Annotated in this window: 7 protein-coding genes; 3 read left to right on the top strand and 4 right to left on the bottom strand. The window is 70.5% G+C overall.

The features are described 5' to 3' along the window. Together AB0B89_RS33905 and AB0B89_RS33910 are read right to left on the bottom strand one after the other, a co-directional pair. Positions 1 to 876, bottom strand: an 876-nt coding sequence (locus AB0B89_RS33905) for an AAA family ATPase (protein ID WP_358561054.1), incomplete at its 3' end; no start/stop codon positions are given. Positions 877 to 1,144: 268 nt separating this feature from the next. Next, the gene (locus AB0B89_RS33910; RefSeq protein WP_358561057.1) at positions 1,145 to 1,903 is read right to left on the bottom strand and encodes a helix-turn-helix domain-containing protein; all 759 of its coding nucleotides are present in this window, start codon (positions 1,901 to 1,903) and stop codon (positions 1,145 to 1,147) included. 122 nt (positions 1,904 to 2,025) lie between these two features. Between AB0B89_RS33910 and AB0B89_RS33915 the strand changes: the two genes are divergently transcribed. Both AB0B89_RS33915 and AB0B89_RS33920 read left to right on the top strand, forming a co-directional pair. Further along, positions 2,026 to 3,222, top strand: coding sequence for a cytochrome P450 (locus tag AB0B89_RS33915; protein ID WP_358561060.1), 1,197 nt, complete (start codon positions 2,026 to 2,028; stop codon positions 3,220 to 3,222). A 15-nt stretch (positions 3,223 to 3,237) separates the two neighbouring features. Further along, positions 3,238 to 3,429 carry a (4Fe-4S)-binding protein gene (locus AB0B89_RS33920; RefSeq protein ID WP_358561063.1) on the top strand — a complete coding sequence of 64 codons (192 nt, stop codon included), beginning with the start codon at positions 3,238 to 3,240 and terminating at the stop codon, positions 3,427 to 3,429. Between the two features lie 63 nt (positions 3,430 to 3,492). Here the strand turns inward: AB0B89_RS33920 and AB0B89_RS33925 are convergent, their stop codons facing one another. Continuing rightward, positions 3,493 to 3,948, bottom strand: coding sequence for a hypothetical protein (locus AB0B89_RS33925; RefSeq protein ID WP_358561066.1), 456 nt, complete (start codon positions 3,946 to 3,948; stop codon positions 3,493 to 3,495). Further along, a complete protein-coding gene (locus AB0B89_RS33930; protein ID WP_358561068.1) occupies positions 3,945 to 4,379 on the bottom strand; it encodes a hypothetical protein in 435 nt (144 codons plus the stop codon). Before AB0B89_RS33930 ends, AB0B89_RS33925 begins: the two co-directional genes overlap by 4 nt. 203 nt (positions 4,380 to 4,582) lie before the next feature. Here AB0B89_RS33930 and AB0B89_RS33935 point away from each other — a divergent pair, with 203 nt between their 5' ends. Beyond that, positions 4,583 to 6,286 carry a DUF1996 domain-containing protein gene (locus AB0B89_RS33935; protein ID WP_358561071.1) on the top strand — a complete coding sequence of 568 codons (1,704 nt, stop codon included), beginning with the start codon at positions 4,583 to 4,585 and terminating at the stop codon, positions 6,284 to 6,286. The last annotated feature ends 96 nt before the right edge of the window (positions 6,287 to 6,382 follow it).

The raw sequence follows: 6,382 nt of genomic DNA on the forward strand, positions 1-6,382 counted from the left end.
CGGGCCGGCGTCCTCGGGATTCTCGGAGCAGATGAAGGTGCGGTCCTCGACCCGTGCCACGTCCGTGGGATCCGACGCCGCCTCCAGGTAGAAGGGGTTGCCGCCGCTGGCCTCGTACAGCGCCCGGCCGCGTGTGCGGTTGACGCGCGGGCCGAGGAACTCCTCCACCTCGGCCTGGTTGAGCGGGCCGACCGTGACCTGCCGTCCGTGGCCGCCCGCGCTCATGACCAGCGCCGCCAGGCGCGGGGTGACCTGCGCCGGGCGGTAGGCGACGGTGACCAGCACCTTGCCGCGCGGCGGGTGGCGGACCAGATGGTCGAGGAACTCCGCCGAGCTGTCGTCGGCCCAGTGAACGTCGTCCAGGATCAGCGCGAGCCCGGACGGGGCCGCCACCTCGTCGATGAGCTGCCGCAGCGCGCGGTAGAGCCGGTAGCGCACCATGCCGCTCTGGTCGGCGGCCTCGGCCCCCTCGGCTCCCTCGGGCATCTTGGCGGCGAGCGCGGGGAACACGGTGGCGAGCTGCCGGGCCTGCCCCGCTCCGAGCCGTTCGGACAGCTCGTCGCGGTGGGCCTCCAGGTGGTCGTCCAGGGCGTCGACGAGCGCGCTGAACGGCATGATCTGCTCGAACTCCGCCGCCCTGCCCCACAGTGTGCTGAGCCCCGCGCCCGCGGCGGACGAGGCGAGCTCGGCCAGCAGCCGCGTCTTGCCGGCCCCCGGCTCCCCGACCACGGCCAGGAACTGGAACCCGCCGGTGAGCGTCGCGTCGACCGTCTGGGTGAAGGAGCGGAGCGCGTCGCGGCGGCCGACGAGCGGGATCCCGCCGGTGTGGGCCGTCTCGGACCCCTCGCCAGCTGGCAGAGTCTCACGACTGTTCATGTCTGTACCCCACAGCGAGACGGAACACCACGAACAGCCGCGCCGCAATCCAATTCCGCCAGGGACTTGGCGCGGGACTCCCGAGGGGGCGCGATGCTCACGGTCGAGGGCTCACCACGTGGACGCCCTCGGAGGATGATTTTGTCGTAAAACAGGCTGGTGGCGAGCTGATCACCCTGATCAAACCGTTTCGGCCCACAATGCGTGCCGCATCACCCCATCGGTTACCCTTTTGTAGCGAAAATGCCTGCTGCACAGGGGGAGCGGCCTAGGAACGGCCGGCGGTCGTCGCCTCTCTGGACGTGCCGAGGGCGCCCGCGCCCGTGTCGAGCGAGAGCAGCCCGTTCACCGCGATGTCGACGCCCCTGCGGATCGCCGCCCACCTCATGGCGGGCGGGTCGCCCCTGTCCCTGCTGGCGATGGCCGCCATCTTGGCCGCTCCGACGAACACGCCGACGGCGGCGGCGGCCTCGATGGGGTCGAGCTCGCCGGGATAGGCCCGCCGCAGCGCCTCGGCGAGCTCCCGCTGGACGTCGAACAGCAGGTGCAGCGCGCGGGACTGGAGGGCCGGGACCGACAAGATCAGGTGGGAGCGCGCGGGGGTCATCTCCAGAGCCACCTCGGCGTCCTCGGCGACCTGGGCGTCCCCGGGGTCCTCGATCTCCTCGGCGTCATGGGTGTCCGAAGGGTCGTGGGAGTCCGAGGGGTCGTGGGTGTCCGCGGCGCCGAGGTTGAAGGTGGCCTCGGCCACCCGGAGCAGGAGCTCCACCACCGGCTCCGATGGCCGCCGGCCGGCGATGACGGCGAGCGCGCGGTCGACGCGCGTGCGCGTGTCGAAGAACACGACGTCTTCCTTGCTCGCGAAGTAGCTGAAGAACGTGCGTGTGGACACGTCGACGGCGGCCGCGATCTCGGCCACGGTCGTCTCCTCGAACCCCTTGTCCTCGAAGAGGCGCATGGCGGACTCGATCAGCGCCCGGCGCGTGCGCAGCTTCTTGCGTTCTCTCAGACCGGGACCATGGTCCATGGGGGAACTTTACTGCATCCGCTGTTTTCTTTCATCCATTGCAATTTCAAAGAGGGTACTGTTTTCTGTGACTACAGGAAAGGGCGTCAAGTTTCGACCGCTGTAAAGTCAAGGAGCGCGTCATGACCAAGGCAATGCCCGAACCGGTCACCCTTCCGATGTCACGGAAGAACCCGGTGGACCCCCCAGATGACCTGGGACGTTGGCGTGAGGAAGGCCCGATCAGGCCGATGCTCTACGCCGACGGCCACGTGGGATGGATAGCCACCCGGTACGAGACCGTGCGCGCGGTGCTCGCCGATCCCCGTTTCAGCACCCGCATCGAGTTGATGCACCCGCCGATCGGTGACCTGCTGAGGCAGGCGGCGCTCAGGAAGCGCCCCGGGTTCTTCCTCCGAGAGGACCCGCCCGAGCACACGCGCTTCCGCCGGCTGCTCACCGGCCAGTTCACCGTCCGCCGCATGAAGCAGCTGGAGCCGAGGATCGAGAAGATCACCTCCGACCAGCTGGACGCCATGGAGAAGGCCGGCTCACCCGCCGACCTGGTGGAGCTGTTCGCGCTGCCGATCCCCTCCCTGGTGATCTGTGAGCTGCTGGGCGTGCCCTACTCCGACCATCACCGGTTCCAGCGCGACTCGGCCAGGCTGCTGAGCCTCAAGTCGACGCCGGAACAGGTGAGCGAGGCGATGGACGGCCTGATGGACTACCTTCACGACCTCGTGGTCAGCAAGCGCGCCCAGCCGGACGACGCCCTGCTCAGCGGGCTGGTCGCCACGGGGGAGCTCAACGACGAGGAGATCACCGGCGTGGCGGTGCTCCTGCTCATCGCGGGCCACGAGACCACGGCGAACATGCTGGCACTCGGCACGTACACGCTGCTGAACAACCCCGACCAGCTCGCCTCGCTTCGCGGGGACCCCTCACTGGCCGAGAGCGCCGTCGAGGAACTCCTGAGGTTCCTGACGATCGTCCACATCGGCCCGATGCGCACGGCCCTGGAGGACGTCCAGGTGGAGGGCCAGACGATCAAGGCGGGGGAGGCGGTGACGCTGTCGCTGGGCGCCGCCAACCGTGATCCAGGACGCTTCGAAACCCCCGATAAGCTGGACATCACGCGTCAGGCCACGGGGCACGTCTCGTTCGGCCACGGCATCCACCAGTGTCTCGGCCAGCAGCTCGCCCGCATCGAGATGCGCATCGGATACCCGGCCCTGCTACGGCGCTTCCCCGACCTGCGTCTCGCCATACCGAGCGAGGAGGTCTCGATGCGTTCCGACATGGCTATCTACGGCGTTCACCGGTTGCCGGTCGCCTGGTAGGAGGTTTCCTAACTCATGCGGATAAAAGCGGATACCGATGTCTGCATCGGAGCCGGGATGTGCGTGCTCACGGCTCCCGAGGTGTTCGACCAGAGCGAGGAGGACGGCACCGTGCTGCTGCTCACCGATGAGCCGTCCGCCGCGCAGGAGGCGGGCGTCCGCCGCGCGGTGCAGGTGTGCCCGTCCGGGGCCCTGTCCATCTCCTGAGCACTTCTGAGGATCCGCCGTCCCGCGCGGGGCCGAGCCGTTCTCGGCGACCGGCCCCGCGCGTCACGGCATGGGCATCGTGTGCTCACCGGGCGGCATGGTGTGACCCTCCGGCATGGGCTCGCCGGACGGCATCATGTGCCCGCCCATCCTGACGCTGCCGCCGAGCGTCGCGCGGAAGGACTCCAGCATCTCCCGGGTGTTGCCGAGGACGATCCAGCGCGTGCCGATGAGGTAGGCGCCGCCGTAGCTCAGCGCGTCGTCCAGCCACTCCTGCTTGCCCTTCTCCGTCGCGAACGTCGTGACGGAGTACTGGCCCTTGCCGGTCTTGCACACGCCCTGCCGCAGCTCGTCGGCCTCGACCTGCATCTGGGGCTTCCCGCAGCCGGTCCTGGCCGCGATCTCCTCCACGGTGGCGGGCCCGCCGGTGGCGCCGCGCGCGGTGCCGCACCCGCCGAGGGCGGCGAGGGCGAGGGCGGCGCCGGCCAGCGCGGCCGTACGCCTGGCGCGGCCCGTCATGGCGCGGTCGTCTCGATGTTGCCGCCGACCTTCTCGCTGAAGGACCGCAGCACCCCCGGGTCGTTGCCCGCGATGACCCAGCGCGTGCCGACGAGGTAGTTGCCGCCCCACTTCTTGGCCTCCTCCAGCCACTCGGCCTTGCCCTTGTCGGTGGAGAACGTCGTGACGGTGTACTGGCCCTTGTCGGTCTTGCACACGCCCTGGCGTAGCTCCTCCGCGTCGGTCTGGACCTGCGGTTTGGCGCATCCCGTCTTGGTGGCGAGCTGCTTGAGGGTGGCCGGGGGGCCGGGGTCGGCCGCGGCGGCGCCGCCCGCCGCCGCGAGGGAGGGGTCGTCCGAGGTCGCGCCGCCACCGCATCCCGTGACGAGCGCGAGCGCGAGGGCGGACCCGGCGAGGGCGGTCGCGCGCGTGGTGAGGCTTGGGCGTCCCATGGCGGATCTCCGATCAGTGTGCCTGCAGAAGTCACCGTCAGCGGGTACGCGCGGGGAGCGGGTCCGGTTCAGTAGTTACGGATGAGTCAGGTGGGAACAGAAGTTTTCCCGGATGTCGAACTCTTCCGGTCCGTGCCGCGTACCTCGTGACGATGGGGCACCAACCAATGCCGCCATGAGCACGTACTCCGGGAGGAGTTCGAATGATCCGAATCCAGCACAGACGGCGGTTCAGGCCCGTCCTGAGTGTCCTTGCCCTGGGTGGGGCGGGGGTCGGTCTCGTCGTGGCGAGCCTGGCTCCGGCTGGGCAGGCGGTCAGCGCGGACGGGTCGCTGCCGGCCCTCACCGCCGGCGCCGGCTACAGCCTTGTGAGCATCGTGAGCACCGGCGCGCCCAGTCCCGACGCGGGGCAGAACGGCGAGAGCCAGGCCGCCGCGCCTTCCGAGGCTCCGAGCCCGTCTGAGGACCCAGGTCCGTCCCAGGCTCCCAGCGCGTCCGACGACCCGAGCGCCTCCGGCGACCCCGGCGCCTCCGAGTCGCCCAGCGCCCTTGCGAGGACCGGCGCGGGCGAGGTCCGTACGGTGAACTGCCCGGCGGTCGCCGACAGGTTGACCGACGTTCCCGCCGCCGCCCAGGCCGAGGTGGACCGGAACCTGGTGACGATCGACAGGCAGATCGCCCAGGCGAACCAGCGGCTTGCCAGGATCGGCGCCCGCGCGAGCAACAGCCAGATCCGCAACGCGGTGCTCAACCCGCTGCGGTTCCAGCGCTCGGTCACGGTCAACCGCATCGGGACCGCCCTGCGGCGCGCCGGCACCCGGGCCGACCTGCGGAACCTGACGGCGTGTACGGTGCGGAACGGCGCGGGCGGCGGGCAGTCCCCGTCTCCGAGCCCCACGGCCACCGCCACCGGCGACCCTTCCGCCTCGCCGTCGCCCAGCGACACCGCGAACCCCACCGCGAGCCCGACGGGCTCGGGTTCGGCCTCTCCCTCCGCCTCGCCCAGCGCCACGGCGACCGGCGGCGCGACAGGCCCCTCGCCCGACGACTTCGTCGACATCCGCACCGTGCGGCCCAACGCCGACAAGCCGCGCGACCAGCAGGGCGCGTCGAGGGGCACCTTCGTCTCCCGGTGCGGGCGCAACGAGGACGGCCACCACAACTCCGACAACGTGATCGTCGCGCCGGGGGTCACCAACGGCGCCCACCACGTCCACGACTACGTGGGCAACCGGGACACCAGCGGCTTCTCGACCAACGACAGCCTCCAGGCGGCCGGCACCACCTGCTCCAACGGCGACAAGTCCACCCATTACTGGCCGGTCCTGCGCCTGCAGAAGGGCAAGGGTGACGACGCCGACAAGCCCGGCGGCGGCCTGGACGGCAACGTCGGCCAGATCGTGCGCCCCGCCACCGTCACGCTGACGCTGAGCGGTAACCCCACCAGCAAGGTGGTCGGCATGCCGGTCTTCCTGCGCATCATCACCGGGGACGCCAAGTCGTTCACCAACGGCCCGACGAACGCCAACGCCCGGTGGACGTGCACGGGGTTCGAGAACCGTCAGCTCAAGGACAAGTACCCGATCTGCCCGCGCGGCAGCCAGGTGGTGCGCCTCCTGCGGTTCCAGAGCTGCTGGGACGGTAAGAACACCGACAGCGCCAACCACCGCACGCACGTCGCGTTCACCGGGGCCGACGGGTCGTGTCCCAGCGGGTTCCAGGCCATCCCGGCCCTGGAGCAGCGCATCACCTACAACGTGCCGCCCGGTCCGGGCTTCGCGCTCGACAGCTTCCCCGAGCAGCTCCACAAGCCGGTCACCGACCACGGCGACTTCATCAACGTGATGTCGGAAGCGCTGATGAAGCAGGCCGTCGACTGCATCAACAACGGCAGGCGCTGCGGCTGACCCTGACATCACCGACCGGTAGAACCGGGACACGCGCGCATGGGCGTGGGGGCCCGGGCGGGGGCGGCCGGGGGGGGGGGCGCGGCGCAGGGGCCC

The sequence above is a fragment of the Sphaerisporangium sp. NPDC049002 genome, from assembly GCF_040649355.1.
Classification (GTDB): Bacteria; Actinomycetota; Actinomycetes; order Streptosporangiales; family Streptosporangiaceae; genus Sphaerisporangium.